The sequence below is a fragment of the Streptomyces sp. NPDC048424 genome (genome assembly GCF_040651555.1).
GTDB lineage: Bacteria > Actinomycetota > Actinomycetes > Streptomycetales > Streptomycetaceae > Streptomyces.
This window is the reverse complement of sequence record NZ_JBEZKE010000010.1, coordinates 205635-225867: the sequence shown is the minus strand read 5'-3', so window position 1 is coordinate 225867 and position 20233 is coordinate 205635. Positions and strand designations below refer to the sequence as shown.

The 20233-nt window shown below is 73.2% G+C and carries 19 protein-coding genes; 14 read left to right on the top strand and 5 right to left on the bottom strand.

Annotated features, from left to right (window positions below; all coding sequences use genetic code 11):
• Positions 1 to 19: 19 nt before the first annotated feature.
• The 4 genes from tdh (at position 20) to AB0D29_RS17335 (ending at position 4513) form a co-directional block, all read left to right on the top strand.
• Positions 20 to 1048 (top strand): L-threonine 3-dehydrogenase, encoded by a 1029-nt coding sequence (gene tdh / locus AB0D29_RS17350; RefSeq protein ID WP_362855017.1) that lies wholly within the window; start codon positions 20 to 22, stop codon positions 1046 to 1048.
• A 124-nt stretch (positions 1049 to 1172) separates the two neighbouring features.
• Positions 1173 to 2381 carry a glycine C-acetyltransferase gene (locus tag AB0D29_RS17345; protein ID WP_362855016.1) on the top strand — a complete coding sequence of 403 codons (1209 nt, stop codon included), beginning with the start codon at positions 1173 to 1175 and terminating at the stop codon, positions 2379 to 2381.
• A gap of 255 nt (positions 2382 to 2636) precedes the next feature.
• Positions 2637 to 3551 (top strand): LysR substrate-binding domain-containing protein, encoded by a 915-nt coding sequence (locus AB0D29_RS17340; protein ID WP_351288977.1) that lies wholly within the window; start codon positions 2637 to 2639, stop codon positions 3549 to 3551.
• 233 nt (positions 3552 to 3784) lie between these two features.
• The gene (locus AB0D29_RS17335; RefSeq protein WP_362855014.1) at positions 3785 to 4513 is read left to right on the top strand and encodes a hypothetical protein; all 729 of its coding nucleotides are present in this window, start codon (positions 3785 to 3787) and stop codon (positions 4511 to 4513) included.
• A gap of 51 nt (positions 4514 to 4564) precedes the next feature.
• Here AB0D29_RS17335 and AB0D29_RS17330 read toward each other — a convergent pair whose 3' ends face one another.
• Complete coding sequence (locus tag AB0D29_RS17330) at positions 4565 to 5344, bottom strand: DeoR/GlpR family DNA-binding transcription regulator (RefSeq protein ID WP_362855013.1); 780 nt, start codon at positions 5342 to 5344, stop codon at positions 4565 to 4567.
• 199 nt (positions 5345 to 5543) lie between these two features.
• On the opposite strand from AB0D29_RS17330, the gene AB0D29_RS17325 reads away from it, so the two are divergent.
• The 3 genes from AB0D29_RS17325 to AB0D29_RS17315 are packed head-to-tail and all read left to right on the top strand — an operon-like array spanning position 5544 to position 7830.
• Positions 5544 to 6446 carry an SIS domain-containing protein gene (locus AB0D29_RS17325; protein WP_362855011.1) on the top strand — a complete coding sequence of 301 codons (903 nt, stop codon included), beginning with the start codon at positions 5544 to 5546 and terminating at the stop codon, positions 6444 to 6446.
• Positions 6443 to 7279 (top strand): class II fructose-bisphosphate aldolase, encoded by an 837-nt coding sequence (locus tag AB0D29_RS17320; RefSeq protein ID WP_362855010.1) that lies wholly within the window; start codon positions 6443 to 6445, stop codon positions 7277 to 7279. The genes AB0D29_RS17325 and AB0D29_RS17320 overlap by 4 nt, the downstream gene beginning before the upstream one ends.
• Positions 7280 to 7302: 23 nt before the next feature.
• Positions 7303 to 7830 carry a hypothetical protein gene (locus AB0D29_RS17315; protein ID WP_362855009.1) on the top strand — a complete coding sequence of 176 codons (528 nt, stop codon included), beginning with the start codon at positions 7303 to 7305 and terminating at the stop codon, positions 7828 to 7830.
• Between the two features lie 28 nt (positions 7831 to 7858).
• On the opposite strand, the gene AB0D29_RS17310 is transcribed toward AB0D29_RS17315, so the two are convergent.
• Complete coding sequence (locus AB0D29_RS17310; protein ID WP_362855008.1) at positions 7859 to 8410, bottom strand: DinB family protein; 552 nt, start codon at positions 8408 to 8410, stop codon at positions 7859 to 7861.
• A 142-nt stretch (positions 8411 to 8552) separates the two neighbouring features.
• Here AB0D29_RS17310 and AB0D29_RS17305 point away from each other — a divergent pair, with 142 nt between their 5' ends.
• Positions 8553 to 9743 carry an acyl-CoA dehydrogenase family protein gene (locus AB0D29_RS17305; RefSeq protein ID WP_362855007.1) on the top strand — a complete coding sequence of 397 codons (1191 nt, stop codon included), beginning with the start codon at positions 8553 to 8555 and terminating at the stop codon, positions 9741 to 9743.
• A 29-nt stretch (positions 9744 to 9772) separates the two neighbouring features.
• Here the strand turns inward: AB0D29_RS17305 and AB0D29_RS17300 are convergent, their stop codons facing one another.
• Both AB0D29_RS17300 and AB0D29_RS17295 read right to left on the bottom strand, forming a co-directional pair.
• Positions 9773 to 10684 (bottom strand): ADP-ribosylglycohydrolase family protein, encoded by a 912-nt coding sequence (locus tag AB0D29_RS17300; protein ID WP_362855005.1) that lies wholly within the window; start codon positions 10682 to 10684, stop codon positions 9773 to 9775.
• A 60-nt stretch (positions 10685 to 10744) separates the two neighbouring features.
• Positions 10745 to 11317, bottom strand: a complete 573-nt coding sequence (locus AB0D29_RS17295) for a TetR family transcriptional regulator (RefSeq protein WP_362855003.1) — start codon at positions 11315 to 11317, stop codon at positions 10745 to 10747.
• Positions 11318 to 11466: 149 nt separating this feature from the next.
• On the opposite strand from AB0D29_RS17295, the gene AB0D29_RS17290 reads away from it, so the two are divergent.
• From AB0D29_RS17290 to AB0D29_RS17265, 6 genes are all read left to right on the top strand, one after another.
• Positions 11467 to 12258: an SDR family NAD(P)-dependent oxidoreductase gene (locus tag AB0D29_RS17290; protein ID WP_362855002.1), complete on the top strand. Its 792-nt coding sequence runs from the start codon at positions 11467 to 11469 to the stop codon at positions 12256 to 12258.
• A gap of 176 nt (positions 12259 to 12434) precedes the next feature.
• Complete coding sequence (locus AB0D29_RS17285) at positions 12435 to 14813, top strand: CehA/McbA family metallohydrolase (RefSeq protein ID WP_362855000.1); 2379 nt, start codon at positions 12435 to 12437, stop codon at positions 14811 to 14813.
• 55 nt (positions 14814 to 14868) lie between these two features.
• The gene (locus AB0D29_RS17280; RefSeq protein ID WP_362854999.1) at positions 14869 to 15435 is read left to right on the top strand and encodes a TetR/AcrR family transcriptional regulator; all 567 of its coding nucleotides are present in this window, start codon (positions 14869 to 14871) and stop codon (positions 15433 to 15435) included.
• Positions 15436 to 15541: 106 nt separating this feature from the next.
• The gene (locus AB0D29_RS17275) at positions 15542 to 16993 is read left to right on the top strand and encodes an MFS transporter (protein ID WP_362854998.1); all 1452 of its coding nucleotides are present in this window, start codon (positions 15542 to 15544) and stop codon (positions 16991 to 16993) included.
• Positions 16994 to 17046: 53 nt separating this feature from the next.
• On the top strand, positions 17047 to 17487 hold the full coding sequence (locus AB0D29_RS17270) for an SRPBCC family protein (protein WP_362854996.1): 441 nt from the start codon (positions 17047 to 17049) through the stop codon (positions 17485 to 17487).
• A gap of 104 nt (positions 17488 to 17591) precedes the next feature.
• Complete coding sequence (locus AB0D29_RS17265; protein WP_362854994.1) at positions 17592 to 18998, top strand: carotenoid oxygenase family protein; 1407 nt, start codon at positions 17592 to 17594, stop codon at positions 18996 to 18998.
• A gap of 81 nt (positions 18999 to 19079) precedes the next feature.
• Here the strand turns inward: AB0D29_RS17265 and nadE are convergent, their stop codons facing one another.
• Entirely contained in the window at positions 19080 to 19910 is an 831-nt protein-coding gene (nadE, locus tag AB0D29_RS17260; protein ID WP_362854992.1) for an ammonia-dependent NAD(+) synthetase, read from the bottom strand.
• Positions 19911 to 20233: the final 323 nt, after the last annotated feature.

Sequence of the window (20233 nt, the reverse complement as noted above, 5' to 3'; positions counted from 1 at the left end):
GCATGCCTGGAGCCACCCCATGAAGGCACTCGTCAAGCACAAGGCCGAGCCCGGACTGTGGCTGATGGACGTCCCCGAGCCCGAGTACGGCCCCGGTGATGTGCTGATCAAGGTGCTGCGCACCGGCATCTGCGGAACCGACCTCCACATCCGGGCCTGGGACGGCTGGGCGCAGGGCGCGGTCAAGACCCCGCTCGTACTCGGCCACGAGTTCGTCGGCGAGGTAGCGGCGCTCGGCGCGGACGTCCGCGACATCGAGATCGGCGCGCTCGTCAGCGGCGAGGGCCACCTGGTCTGCGGCAGGTGCCGCAACTGCCTGGCCGGCCGCCGCCACCTGTGCCGCAGCACGATCGGGCTCGGCGTCGGCCGGGACGGTGCCTTCGCCGAGTACGTGGTGCTGCCCGCGCAGAACGTGTGGGTCCACCGCACCACCGTGAACCTGGACGTCGCGGCGATCTTCGACCCGTTCGGCAACGCCGTGCACACGGCCCTGTCCTTCCCGCTGGTCGGCGAGGACGTACTGATCACGGGCGCCGGCCCGATCGGGATCATGGCGGCGGCCGTGGCCAAGCACGCCGGCGCGCGCAACGTGGTCATCACGGACGTCAGCCCCGAGCGGCTGGAGATCGCCCGCAAGGCGGGCGCCACGCTCGCCGTGAACGTCGCCGAGTCCTCGATCGCCGAGGCCCAGACGCAGCTCGGCCTGCGCGAGGGCTTCGACGTCGGCCTGGAGATGTCCGGCCGCGCCGAGGCGATGCGCGACATGATCGACAACATGACGCACGGCGGCAAGATCGCCATGCTGGGCCTGCCCGCGCAGGAGTTCCCGGTGGACTGGGCGAAGGTCGTCACCTCGATGATCACCATCAAGGGCATCTACGGCCGCGAGATGTTCGAGACCTGGTACGCGATGACCGTGCTGCTGGAGGGCGGGCTCGACCTCAGCCCCGTGATCACCGGCCGCTACTCGCACCGCGACTTCGAGGCCGCCTTCGACGAGGCGTCGACCGCCCGCAGCGGCAAGATCATCCTGGACTGGACGGCGTAACCGCCCTCCGCCCCCTGAACCATCTCCCTCCGGCCGGGCTCCGCACACCCTCCCCCCTCCGCGGGGCCCGGCCCCCCCCTTCCTCGTCCCCTCGCCGCCCTCCGCCGCACAAGGAGAACCGCACATGTTCGAGACCGTCCGCGAGGACCTCCGCACCACCCTCGACGAGATCCGCGCCGCCGGCCTGCACAAGCCCGAGCGCGTCATCGGCACCCCGCAGAACGCCGCGGTCGCCGTCACCGCGGGCGGCACCCCCGGCGAGGTCCTCAACTTCTGCGCCAACAACTACCTGGGCCTGGCCGACCACCCCGAGGTCGTCGCCGCCGCGAAGGACGCGCTGGACCGCTGGGGCTACGGCATGGCCTCCGTCCGTTTCATCTGCGGCACCCAGGAGGTGCACAAGGAGCTGGAGGCGCGGCTGTCGGCCTTCCTCGGCCAGGAGGACACGATCCTCTACTCCTCCTGCTTCGACGCCAACGGCGGAGTCTTCGAGACCCTCCTCGGCGCCGAGGACGCGGTCATCTCCGACGCCCTCAACCACGCCTCCATCATCGACGGCATCCGGCTGAGCAAGGCCAAGCGCTTCCGCTACGCCAACCGCGACATGGCCGAGCTCGAAGCCCGCCTGAAGGAAGCCACCGAGGGCGGCGCCCGCCGCAAGCTGGTCGTCACCGACGGCGTCTTCTCCATGGACGGCTACGTCGCCCCGCTCGCCGAGATCTGCGACCTGGCCGAGCGCTACGACGCCATGGTCATGGTCGACGACTCGCACGCCGTGGGCTTCGTCGGCCCCGGCGGCCGCGGCACCCCCGAGCTGCACGGGGTCATGGACCGCATCGACATCATCACCGGCACCCTCGGCAAGGCCCTCGGCGGCGCCTCCGGCGGCTACGTCGCCGCGCGCGCCGAGATCGTGGAGCTGCTGCGCCAGCGCTCGCGCCCGTACCTCTTCTCCAACTCCCTCGCCCCGGTCATCGCGGCGGCCTCCCTCAAGGTCCTCGACCTGCTGGAGTCCGCCGGCGACCTGCGCGAGCAGCTCGCCGCCAACACCGCGCTCTTCCGCACGAAGATGACCGAGGCCGGCTTCGAGATCCTCCCCGGCGACCACGCCATCGCCCCCGTGATGATCGGCGACGCGGCCGAGGCGGCCCGGATGGCGGAGCTGCTGCTGGAGCGCGGGGTCTACGTGATCGGCTTCTCCTACCCGGTGGTGCCGATGGGTGCGGCGCGCATCCGCGTCCAGCTGTCGGCGGCCCACTCGACGGCCGACGTGGAGCGCGCGGTGGCCGCGTTCACCGACGCGCGTGCGGCGCTGGCGGCCGAGAAGGCCTGACCGGCCTGACCGGCCTGAGTGGGCTGCGTGGCCTGAGGTGCCGGAGAGCTCCGCGTGGCCTGATCGGCCTCAGCGGCTTGCGCGGCCGGAGCGGTCCGAGAGGCCGGAGCGGTCCGCGAGGTCGGAGTGGTCCGAGGGGCCGGAGCGGCCGGATCGGTCCGACGGGTCGGGGCGGCCCGAGGGGCCGCAGAGGTCTGCGGGGTCCGCGGGGTCCGAGCGGCCGAGGGGCCCTGCGTGGCCTGCGACAATGGAGGGGTGATCGACCCCCGCCGGCTGCGCATCCTGCGGGCCGTGGCGGACCACCGTACGGTGACCGCCGCGGCCGCAGCCCTGTACCTCACCCCCTCGGCCGTCTCCCAGCAGCTCGCGGCGCTGGAACAGGAGACCGGCCACGCGCTGCTCACCCGCAGCGGCCGGGGCGTACGGCTCACCGCGGCCGGTGAGATCCTCCTCGGCCACACCCACGAGGTGCTGGCGCAGCTGGAGCGGGCGGAGGCCGAACTCGCGGCGTACGCGGACGGCTCGGCGGGCGAGGTCACCGTGGCCGCCTTCGCGACGGGGATCGCGGAGGTCCTGGCCCCGGCCATCGCCCGGCTCGCCCTGGAGCGGCCGGGCATCCGGCTGCGGGTCCGTGACGCGGAGGGCGACCAGAGCCTGCCGCTGCTGCTGGACGGCGAGGCGGACGTGGCCCTGGCGGTCGAATACCGGGGCGGCCCGGGGGCGGACGACGCCCGGCTGTCGGTCCTCCCGTTGTACGCGGAGCCCTTCGACGCGGTGCTGCCGGCGGGGCACCCGCTGGCAGACCCGCCCGCGGTGTCGCTGGCGGACCTGTCCGACGCGGACTGGGTGGGCCAGTACCCCGGCAACCCGTGCCACGACGTGACGCTGCTAGCCTGCGAACTGGCGGGCTTCCAGCCCCGGTTCGTCCACTCCTCCGACGACTTCCGCGCCGTGACCGCACTGGTCGGCGCCGGGGCCGGCGTGGCCCTCGTACCGCGTTCGGCACTGCGGGGCATGGACCTCAAGGAGGTCCAGGTCCGCCCGGTCACCGGCCCGGCCGCGACCCGCCGGGTCTTCGCCGCCACCCGCCGCGGCGCCGAGACCCACCCCCTGATCGCCCCGGTCCTGGCCGCCCTGGTCCGCGAGTCGGAACGCCTGCCCGCGCATTGAGGGGGCACCCGCACGGCCGGCATCGGGGAGGGTCCGGAGAACCCCTCGGGACGGGGCGCCCGTGATCGCCCCGGGCTCCTGCCGCCCGGTGCCGGACGATCGCCGTTAGTCCGATTTGCTGGCGTATTCGCGTGTTGGCCGGGGTTTAGGGCGATACTCCGGTCCGCTGGGGTCAGGCTCGCGCTCAGACTCGGGGAACACCCCGGGGCTCTCCGAGCGCAAGGAGCATCCACATGAGTCCTGAGCACAGCACGACCCAGCAGGGTGGGGCGACAGCCCGCGGCGGCTTGACGGGGATCCGCAGGCTCGTCGCGATCGCGGCGGCGGTGACCGTCGCTGTGGGGACCCCCGCGGTGGCGGTGGCCGCCGCCGCGACCAGCCAGTCCGGCACCGGCACGACGTACGCCGCCGATCCGCACTGCGACGACGACTACGACGACGAAGAAGACGAGTACCCGAACAAGAAGTGCAAGACCCCGAAGGCCAGACCGACCGTCACGGTGACGAGGACGGTCACCGCCACCCCGACGGCGACCGTGACGGTGACCGCCACGGCCACCGTCACGGCGACGGCGACCACCACGGCGTGCGGCACGGGCGTCGACTCGGCAAAGTCGAACGGCAACGAGCAGTTCCTCGCCGCGCTGGTGAACGGGGTGCCGTACGCCGGCAGGCGGGCCGCCACCAACACCGCCCCGGACAGCCCGAACATCGTGTCGGGTCCGGGCAACACCCCGGGCTGGACCAACCTGAGCGCCATCACGGGATACCCGACGGCTTCCCCCGTGTGCGACATCTCGGTGGACTCCCAAGGCAGCGACGTGTTCTACAAGATCATCACCACGGCCGGAACGGTCCACACCCTGCACTGCGCGTCCAACGGCTCCACTGTCATCTGTCCCGCGCCGGCGCAGGGCAACACCCCGCAGTCCCAGTGGGTGGCGGTGAACCCCCAGCCCTAGCGCCCCGGGAGCGGGTGGAGCAAGGCCCCCGGCCGAGGCCGGCCGGGGGCCTCAGACCCGGACGACCTCCACCCCCGCCGCCGTGAATCGGGCCGCCACCTCCGGTGCGAGGCCGGTGTCGGTCACCAGCACGTCCACCGACGAGGTCGCGCAGATGCGGGCGAAGGCGCGTACGCCCAGCTTGCTGGAGTCGGCCGCGATGACCACCCGGCGGGCCCGCTCGCACAGCAGGCGGTTGACCGAGGCCTCGTCCTCGTGCCGGGTCGCGGCGCCGTCCGCCGGGTCGAAGCCGTCCACACCGAGCACCGCGGTGTCCACGGCGAGTTGGCCGAGCACCTGCTCGGCGAGGGGGCCCGTGAGCTCGTACGACTGGGGGCGGGCGACACCCCCCGTCAGCACGATCTTGAACTGCGGCCGGATCACCAGCTCGCCCGCGATGTTGAGGGCGTTCGTGACCACCGTGAGCGCCGGCGAGCCCTGGGCCAGGTCCGGGCGGCCGGCCAGGGCCCGCGCCACCTCGGTGGTCGTGGTGCCGCCCGTCAGGCCGATCACCTCGCCCGGGGCGACCAGGGCCGCCACCGCCTCGCTGATCCGGCGCTTCTCGGCGGCGCGGCGCGAGGTCCGGTAGCGCAGCGGGAGTTCGTACGAGACCCCGTGCAGCACGGCCCCGCCACGGGTGCGGACCAGCAGCTGCTGCTCGGCGAGCTGGTCGAGGTCGCGGCGGATGGTCGCGGCCGACACCCCGAGGGCCTCCGCCGCCGGCTCCACCTCCAGCTCGCCCCGCTCCACGAGCAGGTCCAGCAGTGTCTGCCAGCGCTCCTTGCGCGTCATCGGCCGCCCCCTTCGATGTTCTGCGTGTTCTGAGACATTCGTTCCACGACGTCCGCCGGTGGGTTCCCTCGGCCTCCACCGGCCGACCCGGCGACACTAACTCAACCGATCACCCCGTGGATGCTTGAAGTTGCGTGAAACTGCCCGATATCTTGCAGGAAAACGCATTCAGACCCGCCTGTCGCACGAGGGAGCCTGTATGAGTCACGTCGCGTACGAGTTGGGCACACAGCCCGCATGCTGGGAGCGGGCCGCCGAACTGGCCCCGGCCCGGCGGGCGGTGCTGCCGCAGCCGGGGGAGCGTACCGCGATCGTCGGGTGCGGGACCTCGTACTTCATGGCCCAGGCGGCCGCCGTCCTGCGCGAGGAGGCCGGGCAGGGGGAGACCGACGCCTTCGCCGCCTCGGAGTTCCCCCGCCACCGCCGCTACGACCGGGTCGTCGCCCTGACCCGGTCCGGCACCACCACCGAGGTACTGGACCTGCTGGGCGCCCTGCGCGACGCGGGCGTGCCCACGACCGCGGTCATCGGCGATCCCGCGACCCCGGTGATGACCCTCGCGGACGAGCTCGTCGTCCTCGACTTCGCCGACGAACAGTCCGTCGTGCAGACCCGCTTCGCGACCACCGCCCTCACCCTGCTGCGCGCCCACGTCGGGCTGCACACCCCCGCCGTGGTCGCCGACGCCCGGACCGCCCTCACCGAGCCGCTGCCCGCCGAGCTGGCGAGCCGGGGGCAGTTCACCTTCCTCGGCCGCGGCTGGAGCGTCGGGCTGGCCAACGAGGCCGCGCTGAAGATGCGGGAGGCCTCGCTGTCCTGGGCCGAGTCCTACCCGGCGATGGAGTACCGACACGGGCCGATCAGCGTCTCCGGACCCGGCACCGCCACCTGGTCGCTCGACGAGGCCCCCGAGGGACTCGCCGCGCAGGTACGGGCCACCGGCGCCCAGTGGGTGGCCGGGCGGCTCGACCCGCTCGCCGAACTGGTCCGCGTCCACCGCCTCGCCCTCGCCGTCGCCGCCCACCAGCAGCTGGATCCGGACGCGCCGCGCCATCTCACCCGCTCGGTGATCCTCACCACCGGCGAGGAGGCGGTCCGATGAGCCTCGTACCCGCGGGCCCCCTCGTCCTGGAGGCGGCCCGCGCGGGCCGCGCCGTCGCCGCCTTCAACATCATCACCCTGGAGCACGCCGAAGCGGTCGTGGCCGGGGCCGAGGCCGCCGGGTTGCCGGTCATCCTGCAACTGAGCGAGAACGCCGTGAAGTTCCGCGGCGGACGGCTGCTGCCCATCTCCCGCGCGGCCACCGCCTGCGCGGAGGCCGCCGGGGTCCCGGTCGGCCTGCACCTGGACCACGTCAAGAGCACGGAACTGCTCCGCCAGGCCTGCGACGCCGGGTACAGCTCGGTGATGTACGACGCCGCGCAGCTCCCGTACGGGGAGAACCTGGAGGCGACGCGCTCCGCCGCCGACTGGGCGCACGCCAACGGGCTGTGGATCGAGGCCGAGTTGGGCGAGGTCGGCGGGAAGAACGGGGCCGCCCCGCTGGACCCGCACGCGCCCGGCGCCCGTACGGACCCCGACGAGGCGCGGCGGTTCGTCGCCGACTCCGGGGTCGACGCGCTGGCCGTCGCCATCGGCAGCAGCCACGCCATGACCAGCCGGACCGCGGCCCTGGACCACGTGCTGCTGGGCCGGCTGGCCAAGACGGTGGACGTGCCGCTCGTCCTGCACGGCTCCTCCGGGCTGCCGGACGCCGAGCTCGCGGCGGCCGTCGCCGGCGGAATCCGCAAGGTCAACATCGGCACCGCGCTCAATGTGGCCATGACCGAGGCCATCCGCACCCACCTCACGGCGGCGGACCCCCGGCCGTACCTGACGGCCGCCCGTACGGCGATGACGGCGACCGCGGCGGCTATGATCAGCGCCCTGAACTGACGGGCACGGGGGGCGGGGCGGTCGTGGAAGCACAGCCGGGACGTACGAATCGGCGCAGGTTCCTGCTGATCGCCGGGCTTCCGCTGCTGGCCGTGGGCGGGCTCACCGCGTACGCCGCCTGGCCGGAGCCGGACCCGTCCAGGGTCCGGGTCCGCACCGACCTCGACCCGCTGAAGTCCCGCTTCGGGACGTACGTGGGCGAGCTGACCGAGGCGCACTGGCTGGGCTACGACATGGACGAGAGCCCCGGGGACCGGAGCATCCCGAGCCCGGACTCCCGGATCCGCCTGGTCGGTGTCGCCCGCCTCGCGGCCGGCGGCGCGGCCGCGATCGTGCGCAACGCCGAGTACGCCTTCACGCCCGCCGCACCCGCGTCCGCGCTGCCCGCCCCGCTGCAGAAGTACCTGCCCGCCGACGCCGCCTGGCAGCACAGCCCGCAGTACGACGCGTACGTGAACCGCCCGCAGTCGGATGCCGTCCCCTCGGGCGAGTACCACCTCGACGAGGCCCGGGACCTCGTCCGCTTCGACCTCGTCTACCTCTACACCTGACGCCCGACAGCGGCCGTCCGGGGGCGGTTCAGATGCCGACGGCCCCGTCGATCCGCTCGCGGAGCAGGTCGGCGTGCCCGTTGTGGCGGGCGTACTCCTCGACCATGTGGATGAGGACCCAGCGCAGGGAGACCCGCCCGCGCCACGCGTCCACGGCCTCGACGTCGAGGTGGGGCGCCTCGGCGACGTAGCGTTCGGCGAAGGCCACCTCGGCGCGCCACGCCTCCCAGCCCGCCGCGACGGCGGCGGGATCGGACACGGCGCCGTCGAAGTCCCCGTCGGGCTCGGCCGCGGAGGAGAACAGGGGCGGTGCGTCCTGCCCCGCCAGGACCCGCCGGAACCAGCGGCGCTCCACATCGGCGAGGTGCCGGACCAGTCCCAGCAGGGAGAGCGTGGACGGTTCTATGGACCGCCGCGCCAACTCCTCCGCCACGCCTGCGCACTTCAGCTCCAGGGTCGCGCGGTGGTCCGCCAGGAAGGCGACCAGCATGCGCCGTTCGTCGCCGGTGGCGGGGCCGCTGAAGCGGCCGTCCCGCTCGGGCTCGACGAAGAATTCCGCTCTGCTCCGTGGGCTCGTCATGACCGAGATTATGAACGCCTGCGCCGGACCGGGAGCACCCGGGTCCCTCCGCACCCCCGGCCCCTTCCTAATTTCTGAAACTGGTTCTACTCTGACCGCCGCCACAGCGAACCGGCTGGACCGCGAGACTCCCGGAGGGGCCGTGCACCTCGAATACACGCCTGAGCAGCAGCAGTTGCGCGCCGAGCTGCGTGCCTACTTCGCCGAGCTGGTACCGGACGACGTGTACGCCCGCTACGAGGACCCTGCCGCCCAGAAGCGCTACTACCGGGAGACGATCCGCCGGCTCGGCGCCGACGGCTGGCTCGGGGTCGGCTGGCCCAAGGAGTACGGCGGCCGCGGGATGTCCCCGATGGACCAGTTCATCTTCTTCGACGAGGCCGCGCAGGCCGTCGTACCGCTGCCCCTGATGGCCCTCAACACGGTCGGGCCGACCATCATGCAGTTCGGCACCGACGAGCAGAAGGCGTACTTCCTGCCGAAGATCCTCGCGGGCGAGATCGACTTCGCCATCGGCTACAGCGAGCCCGACGCCGGCACCGACCTCGCGGCGCTCAAGTGCAAGGCCGTCCGCGAGGGCGACGAGGAGACCGGCACCTACGTCGTCAACGGCCAGAAGATCTGGACCACCAACGGCGACACCGCCGACTGGGTCTGGCTCGCCGTGCGCACCGACCCGGACGCCCCCGCGCACAAGGGCATCACCATGCTCCTCGTGCCGACCTCGGACCCCGGCTACTCCTGCACCCTGATCAACACCCTCGCCTCGCACGACACCACCGCCAGCTACTACGAGGACATCCGCGTCCCCGCGAGCCGCCGGGTCGGCCAGGAGAACAAGGGATGGCGCCTGATCACCAACCAGCTCAACCACGAGCGCGTCACCCTGGCCGCGCACGGCACCATGGCCATCCGCGCCCTCCACGACGTCCAGCGCTGGGCCGCCTCGACCAAGCTCGCCGACGGCCGCCGGGTCATCGACCTCGGCTGGGTGCGCGGCCGCCTCGCGCGCACCCACGCCCGGCTCGACGCGATGAAGCTGCTCAACTGGCAGATGGTCAACGCCGTCCAGGCCGGCACCCTCACCCCGCAGGACGCCTCCGCGGTCAAGGTGTACGGCTCCGAGGCCCGCCGCGACGCGTACGCCTGGCTCATGGAGATCGTCGGCGCGGCCGGCTCCCTCAAGGACGGCTCCGCCGGCGCGGTCCTGCACGGCGAGCTCGAACGCGGCTACCGCAGCGCCGTCATCTTCACCTTCGGCGGCGGCAACAACGAGATCCAGCGCGAGATCATCTCCTGGATCGGCCTGGGCATGCCCCGAGTCCGCCGCTGACACCGTGCGACGAGGAGCCCGGCGCGTTCCTACTCAGGCCGGACCGGGGGCAGTGGTTCGCGGGCCGCGTGCCAGGTGGGCGGGAGGGCGGTGACGCCCGTGCGGGCGGCGATCACCCCGCCCGCGATGGCGCAGGTCGTGTCGATGTCGCCGCGTCCGCCGACGGTGAACCACAGGCCCTCGTGCAGGTCGTCGAGGTGTCCCGCCGCGCACCAGAGGGCGTAGGGGACGGTGTCGGGCCCGGACATCCGGTAGCCGGAGCCCAGTACCTCCGCGGCGTGCCGCAGCGAGGTGCGGGCCGACATCCGGGCCGCGACCCGCACGCCCGAGCGGACGTCGCTGTCGGGGAGCCGTGCGGCGACCGCCCGGAGGAAGTCCGGGCGTGCCGGGGCGGGCCCGCCCCGGCTGCGCGTGGCCAGCGCCGCGGCCACGGCCACCGCCACCGCCCCGGCGACCGCCTCCGGGTGGTGGTGCGAGACCGTGCTCTGGCGGGCGGCCTGCTCGACGACGGCGTCGAGGTCGGCGGCGTGCCAGGCGCCGAGCGGGGCGACGCGCATGGCCGCGCCGTTGCCCCACGAGCCCTGGCCGTCGAACTGCCCGGCGACCACCTCCCGCCAGGGCTCGCCCGCGCCGATGCGGCGGAGCACGTCGTGCATCGAGGCTCCGTAGCCGCGGTGCGTGTCGTCGGCGTAGGCCTCGGCGAGGCGCAGGGCGAGGCGGTCCTGGTCGACGGTGCCGCCGCCCTCGGCGAGTTCCCGGACGAGAACGAGCGCCTGGGCGGTGTCGTCGCTCCACTGCCACAGCGGCTCCGGGGGCGGGATCCGTGCCTCCAGGGCCGCCGGGCCTTCGCGGCGCAGGATGCCGAACCAGCGGTCGCCGAAGGCATCGCCGAAGGCGAGCCCGGACAACGAATCCAGCACGGCGGCAGGCAGATTGATCATCGGAGCAGTATCACAAGGCGACGCCGCCCCCGGCACTCCGATTTCGGCGCGCGTGCTCGGCTACGGGGTCCGCGCCGGGGCGAACTGCGTGAGGACCAGCAGGGTGTCGACGAGGTCCTCGGCGGGGGCGCCGGTGGCCAGGCGGCGCAGCTGCTGGCCGAAGACCAGGGCGACGGCCACGCCCGCCAGTCGTTCGGGGTCCGGTACGCCGAGCTGGGTCAGGACCCGGGTGGCCAGCAGGTCGTAGGCGGCGAAGCACTCGGCCGCGGCGACGCGCAGCCGTTCGTCGCGGCCGGCCTGGACGTACAGCTCGAACGGCGCGATGTGCCTGCTGTCGAAGGCGTTGCCGCCCGCGACCTGCGCCACCACCTCGGCCGCCTGCCCGATGTCGAAGCGGTCGTCGGAGCACGCGTCGGCGAGCGCCGTGAAGTGGCGGGTCTCCTCGGCCACGAAGTGCAGCAGGCTCTCGCGCAACAGCTCGTGCTGGGTGGCGAAGTGGTAGGTGACGGACCCGAGGGAAACGGCCGCCTCCTTGGCGATCCTCCGGTTGGTGACGGCGGCGATGCCGTCCTGCCCGATGATCCGCAGCACGGCGTCGATGATGCTCTGGCGGGTGTCGGAGGCATGGGGCATGTCCGCATTCTGCCCCATCGGATGGCGTGTCGGCCCCGGCGGGGAAGGGGAGTTGGGGCGTCCGCGGTGTGGACAGGGGGCAGAGCGATCCCTACTGTTCGTTCGAACGAACAGAAGAGTGCCGTCGCGCGGGAGTCACGGGAGTCGTCGTGGACATATCCGGATCGAACGTTCTGCTCACCGGGGCCACCGGAGGCATCGGCTCCGCCCTGGCCTCACGTCTGACCGCGCAGGGGGCCCGTCTCACGGTCACCGGGCGGCGGGAGGAGGCCCTCAAGGTCACTGCGGAGGCCTGCGGGGCCCGCACGGCGGTCGCCGACCTGGCCGTCCGGTCCGACGTCGTCGGCCTCGCCGAGAGCTGCGCCGAGACGGACATCCTCGTCGCGAACGCGGCCCTGCCCGCCAGCGGCAACCTGCTGGACTACACCGAGGAGCAGCTCGACCGCGCCCTCGACGTCAACCTGCGTGCGCCCGTGCTGCTGTCACAGCTGCTGGCGGCGCACATGGTGGCCCGCGGCCGCGGCCACATCGTGCTGGTCGGTTCCATCTCCGGCAAGGCGGCGACCAAGTCGACCTCCCTGTACAACGCGACGAAGTTCGGGTTGCGCGGATTCGCCCTCGCCCTGCGCCAGGAGCTCAGGGGCACGGGGGTGGGGGTGTCCCTGGTCCAGCCCGGCTTCGTCCGCGACGCCGGGATGTTCGCGGCCACCGGAGCCGCCACGCCGAACGGCATCAGGACCGTCTCGCCCGGCCAGGTCGCCGACGGCGTCGTACGAGCCGTCCGGCGCGACCGGTGCGAGGTCAACGTGGCGCCGCTGGAACTGCGGCTGCTGAGCGCCATCGCCGGCCAGTTCCCCGGCTTCGCAGAGCGGGTCCAGGCCCGGGCGGACGTCGACGGCTCCGTGCGACAGATCGTCGAGGCCCAGCGCTCACGCCGCTAGGACGCCACCGCACCCGCACGTCTTCCCTGTCACTTCACGTGAAGGAGAGCACGGCTGTGTCGAGTGAACCGAGTGAACCGAGTGAACCGAGTGAACACCTCCCGAACGCTGCGCCAGCCCCCGCCCCCGACCCCGGCCCGGGTGTCGAGCGCAGGTCCCTGCTCCGATTAGGGGCCATGCTCGCCGCGGGCGGAGCCGCCGCGCTGGTTCCCGCACCGGTCGTGTACGCCGCGACCAGGGGCCGGGGGACCGACGCGGAGACCACCACCTACAAGGGACACTCCCCGTACGGCAACGACCAGTGGGCGTACGTCGCCTTCGACGTCCCCGCCGGAGTGCAACGGATCTCCGTCTCCACCTCCCACGACGCCGCCGCCGGCATCCTGGACCTCGGCATCTTCGGCCCGTCCGGGTTCCGCGGCTGGTCGGGTGGCGAACGGGCCGGGTTCACCCTCTCCGCGGCGGACGCCACCCCCGGCTACGTCCCCGGGCCCGTCGAGCCCGGCGGCTGGTCCGTCATCCTGGGGCCGATGGTCGGCGCCGCCGGCGGCATGGACTGGCAGGTCGACGTCACCCTGCACCACGGAGACCCGCTGCCCCGGGCTCCGTACGACATCCTGCCGACCTCGGTGGCCGGGCGGGGGCCCGGCTGGTACCGGGGAGACCTGCACCTGCACAGCGTGCACTCCGACGGGAAGCGCACGGTGGACGAGATCGTCGCGGCCGCCCGCCAGGAGGGGCTGCACTTCATCGCCACATCCGACCACAACACCAGCTCCACCGGGGTGACCTGGCGCGGAAACGTGCCGACGGACCTGCTGGTCGTCAACGCGGAGGAGGTCACCACCCGCCACGGCCACTGGCTGGCCGTCGGCCTGCCCCAGGGCGAATGGGTGGACTGGCGCTACGGCCCCGCGGACCAGGGGGTGTTCGACGGCCACGCCCGGCGCGTGCACAGTCTGGGCGGACTCACGATCGCCGCCCATCCGCTCACTCCGGCGGCGGGATCCTTCTGGGAGTTCGGCCTCGACCGCGTGGACGCCCTGGAGGTGTGGAACGGACCGTGGACCCTGGACGACGCCGCCAACATCGCGGCCTGGCACGTCATGCTCTGCCTCGGCAAGCGGGTCGCCGCCGTCGGCAACAGCGACGCGCACAGCCCCGCGGACGCCGTCGGCCGGCCCCACAACGTGGTGCGCGCCACCAGCCTGTCGACGCCCGCCGTCCTGGACGCACTGCGCATGGGCCGGTCGTACGCCGTCGAATCCGCGGCCGTGACCCTGGACTTCACCGCCCGCGCGGGCGGGGCGGTCGCGGGACCCGGCGAGGAACTGCCCCTGTCGTTCTTCGACACCGTCGACGTGACCCTGAACGTGACGGGCGCCCCCGACAGCATCGCCACGCTGTACACCGAGTGGGGCATCATGGCCGCCACCTGCATCGACGGCAGCGGCAGGGGACAGCTGCGGTGGCGCGGCTGGGGCAAGGCCTCCCTGTTCGTCCGGGCCGAGGTGCGCCGGCCCGAGCCCGCCTCCACCACGCTGGACCAACTGGTCGCCCTCACCAACCCGGTGTGGTTCTACTCCGCCCAACTGCCCCCGTACGACGTGGAGCGGCGCGTGCTCTTCCACACCGAGCGCCACCCCGACGGATCGTGGAGCAGCATGCGTCCGCTGCCGGGTGCCGCCGCCGGCGCCGCCTCGTTCGCCGGGGTGCAGAGCGCCGCCGCCGGCATGGGGGACGGCTCCGTCGTGGTGCTGGGCATCGCGGCCGACAACGGCCTGTGGCTGACGGTCGTACGGGGAGCGGCCGCGGTCCGGCCCTGGCAGCGGGTCGCGGGACCGGACGGCTCGGCCGGGTTCACCGTGCGGGAGGCGGACATCGCGGCCTTCCCCGACGGCACGTGCCTGATCGTGGTGACGGCCATGGACGGCACCACCTACCACCAGCAGCGGCGCGCCGACGGCGGGCTGCCCGGGTTCCGGGCCCTGCCCGGCTTCACCGCGAAGAGCCGCTGGGGTGCGACGAAGGTGTCGGTCACCGCCATGCCCGACGGCTCCGCCCAGCTGCTCAGCTACGGCACGGACGGGGCCATGTACCACTGCGCCCGCGGACGGGACGGTATGTGGACGGCCTGGGGACGCCTGGCCGGCGCCAACGGGGCCCCGGCGTTCTCCGGCCCGGCCCTGGCGATCACCGGCATGCCCGACGGCTCCGCCCAGGTCCTCGCGATCGGGCTCGACGGGATGGTGTACCACCAGCTGCGGCGGCCCGACGGCTCCTGGTCCGGCTTCCGCGCCCCGCGGGGCGTCACCTCGGCCACCATGGGGGCCAGCGCCATCGGCATCGCGGGGACGCCCGACGGCTCCGCCCAGGTGGTGGCGGTCGGGCTCGACGGACGGATCTGGCACGACATCAGGAGGCCGGACGGCTCCTGGACCCCGTTCGCGCAGATACCCGGCCCGAACGGGAGGGACTCCTTCCGTGCGGGGCAAGTCCGCATCACCGCCCTGCGCGACGGCACCACGCACCTGACGGCCGTCAGCGCCGCCTAGCCGGAGCAGTGGCCCCGGCGTTGACACACAAGAGTGTGAGTGGTTGAGTACTCACATGAAGAACGAACGACCCCGGAAGCTGTCCACCGCCGAAGAGCGCCGCGAGACGGTGCTGCGCACCGCCATCGGCGCCTTCGCGGCGCGCGGCTACTGGGGCACCACCACGACCGAGGTGGCGAAGGCGGCCGGCATCTCGCAGGCGTACGTCTACCGCCTGTTCCCGAACAAGGAGCTGCTGTTCACCGCGGTGGTCGAGCACTGCTTCGTGCAGGTCCGGGCCGGTCTGGAGCGGGCGGCGGCCGAGGCGAAGGGCAGCTCCGCCGAGGTGGTGCTGGAGGCCATGGGGGATGCGTACGCGCTGCTGATCAAGGACAACGACCTGATGCTGATCCAGCTGCACGCCCAGGCCGCGGCCGTCTCCGAGCCGGCCGTGCGCGAGGTGGTCCGACAGGGCTACGCCCGGGTGGTGGAGTACGTCCGGGGCGCCTCCGGTGGCACCGAGGAGCAGGTCCAGCAGTTCTTCGCGCTCGGCATGCTGTGCCACCTCATCGTCTCCATGGGGGCCGACGAGGTGGACGCCCCCTGGATCCGCACGCTGTCCGCGGGCATCACGCACTACTAGGTCCGGCGTCACCGCGTCACCGTGCGGTCGGGCCCGTCGGCGGGGCACACGCCCCGCCTTTTCTTAGGCGTCAAGTGTGAGTGGTCAACCACTCAAGGAGGACAGTGTGAGGATCACCGCCACCACCCGGAGCCCCGGAGCGGCGCTCGCAGCTCTCGCGGCGGCGCAGTTCACGGTCATGCTCGCCACCTCGATCGTGAACGTGGCCCTGCCGCAGATCCGCGCCGGCGTCGGGCTCTCGGACAGCGGCACGACCTGGGTGGTCAACGCCTACGGCCTGGCCTTCGGCGCGCTGCTGCTGGCCGGCGGACGGGCGGCCGACCTCCTCGGCCGGCGCCGGGTGCTGATCGCGGGGCTCGCGGTGTTCGGGGCCGCCTCGCTGGCGGCCGGACTGGCCGTCTCCTCCTCGGTCCTGATCGCGGCCCGTGCCGTACAGGGTCTGGGCGCGGCGGCGATCGCCCCGGCGGCGCTGGCCCTGGTGATGGACCTGTTCCCGCCGGGGTCCGGGCGGGGGAGGGCGCTGGGTGTGTGGGGCGCGGTGTCCGGCGCGGGAGGCGCCGCCGGAGTCCTGCTCGGCGGGGTCCTCACCCAGGCCTGGGGCTGGCAGTGGATCTTCTTCGCGGTCGCCGTCGGCATCCTGCCGGTCCTCGCGGGCACCGCGGTGAGCGTGCCGCGGACCCCGGTCACCGGCAGCGGCCGGTTCGACCTGCCCGGCACCACCACCGTCACCCTCGCGCTGACCGCCCTGGTGTGGGGCCTGACCACCGCCCGCCGCTCGGGCTGGACGGACACCGCCGTCCTCGGGGCCTTCGCCGTCGCCGCCGTGCTGATCGCGGCGTTCGTCCTCGTCGAGCGCCGCCACCCGAATCCGCTGCTGCCGCCGCGCCTGTTCCGCGCCGGCCGCGTCACCGTCGGCAACGCGCTGATGGCCCTGCTCGGTTCGGTGTGGATCGCCCTGTTCTTCTTCCTGCCGCTCTACCAGCAGCAGGTCCTCGGCTCCAGCCCGCTGGTCACGGGCCTCGGCCAACTCCCCCTCGCCGCGGCCAACATGCTCGGCTCCGCGCTCGCCCCGCGGATCTCCCGCCGCATCGGCGCCACCGCGACGGTGACCGGAGCCCTGCTGACCGAGGCCGCCGGACTGCTCTGGCTGTCCCGGATCAGCGCGGACGGCAGTTACGTCGCCGACCTCCTCGGCCCCGGCATCCTCATCGGCCTGGGCCTGAGCATCGCCTTCGTCCAGCTCACCGCCCTCTCAGTGGAGGGCGTCGCCCGCCAGGACGCCGGGCTGGCCGGGGGCCTGGTGAACACCTCCCGGCAGGTCGGCGGCGCCATCGGGCTCGCCGTCCTGGCCACCCTCGCGGGCACCGTCACCAGCCACGCGGCCACCCACCAGCCGCAGCTCGAAGCACTCACCTCCGGCTACCGCACCGCCTTCGGCGTCTCCGCCGCCGTCCTCCTGGCCACCGCCGCCCTCGCCCCGCTCCTCACCCGCCGCACCGCGGCCGCCCCCTCGGGGGCGAGCCCGCACCCGGCCCCGCAGCCCGCGGCCGACGGCTGACCAGCCGGCCGTACGCACCACTGACAGCACACCAACCGAGAGGAAGAACCGCCATGTTCACCATCGACGAGACCGCTCCCGCCGTCGTCCGCCTGTCCACCGTCATCGACGCCCCGCTGGAGCGGATCTGGGCCCTGCACACCGACATCGACGCCTGGCCCAGCTGGAACGCCCACGTCGACCAGGCCGAGCTCGACGGTCCGCTGCTGCCGGGCCACTCCTTCAGCTGGAAGACGCACGGGCTGGACATCACCTCCACCATCCGCGAGATCGTCCCCGGTGAGCGGCTGGTCTGGGGCGGCCCGGCCAACGGCATCGAGGGCGTCCACGTGTGGACCTTCGAACAGACCGGCAGCCAGGTGACCGTCCGCACCGAGGAGTCCTGGAGCGGGGCCCCCGTCGAGGCCGCGCCCGCCGAGCTCGGCCAGGCCCTGCACGACTCGCTGACCGCCTGGCTCGCCGCCCTCAAGGCCCGCGCCGAGCAGACCGCCTGACCCCGGCCGCCCGGCCCGCCCGTTCCACCCGCGAAGCCGGCACCAGCACGAGCACCGCCCCCGTCACCGACCCCGTCACCGTCACGCAAAGCGAGGTTCTTGCCATGACCACCACCGACAAGAAGCCCTACCTCACCGGCCACTACACCCCGGCCGTCGACGAGATCACCGCCACCGAGCTGACCGTCGAGGGCTCCCTGCCCCCCGAGCTGACCGGCCGGCTCATCCGTAACAGCCACAACCCCAAGCCCGGAATCACCCCCACCCACTGGTTCAAGGGCAGCGGCATGGTCCACGGCATCCGGCTGCGCGAAGGCCGCGCCGAGTGGTACCGCAACCGCTGGGTACACACTCCCGCCCTGGACGGCGCCCCGTACATGACCGATCGCGGCCCGGACCTGACCGCCAGTACCGCCGGCACCCACGTCATCGAACACGGAGGACGCCTCCTGGCGCTGTGCGAGGCCAACTTCCCCTTCGAACTCACCCGGGACCTCGCCACCGTCGGCGCCTACGACTTCGGCGGCAAGCTGACCAGCGCGATGACCGCGCACCCGAAGACCGACCCGGTCACCGGCGAGCTGCACTTCTTCGGCTCCTCGCCGTTCCCGCCGTTCCTCACGTACTACGTGGCCGATGCCAAGGGGCAGATCAGCCACAGCACCGAGGTGCCCGGAGCGACCGCCTCCCTCAAGCACGACTTCGCCGTCACCCGCAACCACGTGGTCTTCTTCGAGGGCACCGTCACCTTCGACCCGGCCGAGCACTCCGGCATCCCCTACGGCTGGAACGACGCACAGCCGGCGCGCATCGGCGTCATGCCCCGCGGCCCGCACGGCGCGGCGAAGACGCGCTGGTTCCCCATCGAGCCGGGCAGCATGCTGCACGCCGCCAACGCCTACGAGGACGCCCACGGCCGGATCGTGCTGGAGGGGCCGACCGTGGACCGGGAGGGCTTCCGGCTCTCGTGGAACTGGTGGGTCGGCGCGCCCGATCGCGGCGCCGAGCCCAACACCCGCTCCTTCAACCGCCGCTGGGTCGTCGACCTGGCCGCCGGCCGCGTGGACGAGCAGGTCATCGACGACCTCGCCATCGAATTCCCCACGCTCAACGAGGAGTTCCTCGGCGCCGAGCACCGCTACCAGTACGCGGTCTCCTTCCCCGACCAGGAAGGTCACGACGGCTACGGCATCGTCAAGTACGACCGCACCACCGGCGCCCGTCACATCCACGAGGCCGGCGACGCCCGACTGCCCAGCGAGGCCGTGTTCGTCCCCGCCGCCGGGGCCACCCGAGAGGACGACGGCTACCTGCTCACCGTCGTCTCCGACCTCAAGCAGGACGCCTCCCAGCTCCTGGTCCTCGACGCCTCCGCCCTCGAGCGGATCGCCACGGTCCACCTGCCGCGCCGGGTCACCGGCGGCATCCACGGCTCCTGGATCCCCGACAGCGACCTGGACGGCGACCTCGACGGCGGCCGCGGCATCGGCCGCGAGGGCTCCGGCAGCTGAACGCCGGTGGCCGTGGCCCCGGGGGACTCCACCCCGGGCCCACGGCCACCGGGTGACTCCACCCCGGGGCCCGGCGCCGTCTCAGGGGGCGATCGGGAGCTGTCGCTTGTGTTCGGTGAGGCGGTAGCGGTGGGTGATGGCCGCGTACGCTGCCTCGCCGACGGGCTTGCCCTCCAGGAGGTCGTCGATGTCGTCGTACGTCACGCCGAGCGCCTCCTCGTCGGGCCGGCCCGGCTTCAGCGTCTCCAGGTCCGCGGTCGGGGTCTTCACGGTCAGACCGGCGGGCGCGCCCAGAGCCTGGGACATGGCCCGTACGCGCCGCTTGGTGAGGCCGGTGAGCGGCACCACGTCGGCCGCGCCGTCGCCGAACTTCGTGAAGAAACCGGAGACCGCCTCGGCGGCGTGGTCGGTGCCGACGACCAGGCCCTCGTGGGCGCCCGCCACCGCGTACTGGGCGATCATGCGCTGCCGGGCCTTGATGTTGCCGTGCACGAAGTCCTGGTGGTGCGCGTCGCGGAAGACCGTGCCGCCGGCCAGTGCGGCCTCCAGCGCCGCGTCGCTGGCCGCCTTCACGTCGACGGTCAGGACCCGGTCGGGCCGGATGAACTCCAGCGCCAGCTGCGCGTCCGCCTCGTCGGCCTGGGTGCCGTACGGCAGCCGCATCGCGAAGAACGTAGCGTCCTGCCCGGTGGCACGGACCCGCTCGACGGCGAGCTGGCACAGCCGGCCCGCGGTGGTGGAGTCCACGCCGCCGCTGATGCCCAGTACCAGGGAGCGCAGGCCCGTGGAGGTCAGCTGGCCGGCCAGGAAGGCCACCCGGCGCTCGATCTCCTCCTGCACGTCGAAGGACGCGCTCACCTGGAGATCCCGGGCGATCTCCTGCTGCAGGGTTATGGACGCCAGGTCGGTCACGGCTGCTCCTCGGTCGGGCCCGTGGGCGGGGGCGGGGCGCGCCGCAGGGCCGGGGCCACGGGCGCGTGCATGGTGGATGGGGGACGGAAGCACTCTAGAGGACGGCCGCGAGCGCACGCTCAGGGCATCCGACCAGGTGGGCGCCGCCCAGGCACCTGCGTACCGACGCGGAAGGACCGACGCGGGCGTCCCGGCGCCGCGGGCCCGCGCGGGGCCTGCTCGTCCGGCCGTCATCCTGTTGGCCCAGTGGCGACTGACATGCCGTCACCCGGGGTCCTACGCTGCGCAGTGCGCATGCCCCCGGGCATCCAGCAGCGCACCGC